Source organism: Streptomyces bobili (assembly GCF_002154575.1).
In the GTDB taxonomy this organism is placed as follows: Bacteria; Actinomycetota; Actinomycetes; order Streptomycetales; family Streptomycetaceae; genus Streptomyces; species Streptomyces bobili.
This window is the reverse complement of record NZ_MUBA01000455.1, coordinates 1-1,813: the sequence shown is the minus strand read 5'-3', so window position 1 is coordinate 1,813 and position 1,813 is coordinate 1. Positions and strand designations below refer to the sequence as shown.

2 protein-coding genes are annotated in these 1,813 nt (G+C 74.5%); both read left to right on the top strand.

The window, feature by feature from the left end; all coding sequences use genetic code 11:
• Positions 1-147 precede the first annotated feature (147 nt).
• Complete coding sequence (locus BZL64_RS30045) at positions 148-978, top strand: DUF4129 domain-containing protein (protein WP_086772303.1); 831 nt, start codon at positions 148-150, stop codon at positions 976-978.
• Positions 975-1,813 (top strand): DUF4350 domain-containing protein (locus BZL64_RS30040; RefSeq protein ID WP_086772302.1); only part of this gene is annotated, 839 nt, incomplete at its 3' end. The genes BZL64_RS30045 and BZL64_RS30040, both read left to right, overlap by 4 nt.

The following is a 1,813-nucleotide window of genomic DNA, read 5'->3' as shown; positions in this document are numbered from 1 at the left end:
TGATCACCTTCCCGATCACGGCGGGCGTCGCCGTGCTCCTCTACGTCGACCAGCGCATCCGCCGCGAGGCCCTCGACCTCGACCTGGCCCGAGCCGCCGGCGTCCAGGGCTACGGGCCCCCCGGCACCACCCCGGGGAGCTGATGCGGTGAGGCTCGCGGGGGGAGTTCTCACCACGGCAGCGGCAGGCCCGCCCACGCCGTCACCACCCGGCACGGCCGGCCCGGCACGGACAGCTCTGCCGGGCGCCGCCGACCGTGTCACGCACGCCCTGCTGCGGGCGGCCGACGGCTCACCGCTGTCGTGGGCACGCTCGGACGGCGAACCACCGGTGACCATCCCCCGCGATCCGGCACGCGAGGCGGCCCGCCGTGAACTGTCCGAGCGGCTCTACCACGAGAACGACCCCAGCCTGCTCGAACGTGCCCTGAACACCTTCTGGGACTGGCTCGGCAGCGTGTTCGGCGCCGCGTCGACCGCCGCCCCTGGCGGACTGCTCGGCCTGGTCGTCATCGTGCTGGCCGTCGCCGCCGTCGTAGCCGCCCTGTGGTGGCGCCTCGGCACTCCCCACCCCCGAACCGCCTCCGCGACCGCCCTGTTCGACGACCGCCCTCGCAGCGCCGCCGACCACCGCTCGACCGCCGAAGCGCACGCCGCCCAGGGCCACTGGAACCAGGCCGTCCAGGAACGCATGCGCGCCATCGTCCGCTCCCTCGAGGAGCGTGCCCTCCTCGACATCCGCCCCGGCCGCACGGCCGACGAGGCCGCCGCCGAAGCCGGCCACACCCTTCCCGCCCACACCGCCCGACTCCGCTCCGCCGCACGCGACTTCGACGACGTCACCTACGGCGGCCGCACCGCGACCGAGCAGGCGTACCACCGCATCGCCGGCCTCGACCGCGACCTGGACGACACCAGGCCCCGACTCACCCACAGCACCGCCAACGCCCCCCAGAACACCCGCCGGGGAACCGAATGACCACCGAGGCCACACCCTCCGCCACCTCGGTCTCGCCCACCCCCCGCCAGGTGTGGATCCGCTCGCGCGGCATCGTCCTCGCCCTGGTGCTCCTCCTGGCCGGCGCCGCAGTCCTCGCGGTCCTCCGTTCCGACGCCCGCCACGGTGCACTCGACCCCCGCTCCGGCGACCCCTACGGCAGCCGGGCCGTCGCCGAACTCCTCGCCGGCCACGGCGTTTCCACCCGCGTCGTCACCACCCTGGCCGAGGCCCGCACCGCGACCAGCCAGGACACCACCCTCCTGGTGGCCGCACCGGACCTGCTGACGGAACGCCAGCAGAGGGAACTGCGCTCCGCGTCAGCCGATTCCGGCGGCCGTACGGTCCTCGTCGCCCCCGGCACCTGGTCCGTCGAGACCCTCGCCCCCGGCGTCACCGCGGACCCGGTCACCAGCCGCGGCTCCACCCTCGCCCCCGACTGCGCGCTGCCCGCAGCACAGAACGCCGGCAGCGCCGACACCGGCGGCATCCGCTACACCACCACCCGCCCCGACGCCGACGAGTGCTACCCCAGCAACCGCCTGGCCACCCTGGTGCGCGTCCCGGACCCCGCCGGCGACGGCGACACCGTCGTCCTCGGCGCACCCGACATCTTCCACAACGACCGCCTCGACGAGGAGGGCAACGCCTCCCTCGCCCTCCAACTCCTCGGCTCCCGCCCTCATCTCGTCTGGTACCTCCCCTCGCTCTCCGACACCTCCGCCGCGGACCAGGACGAGGAGAAAAGCTTCTTCGACCTGATCCCCTCCGGCTGGCTCTGGGGCACCCTGCAACTCTTCGTCGCGGCAGCCCTCGC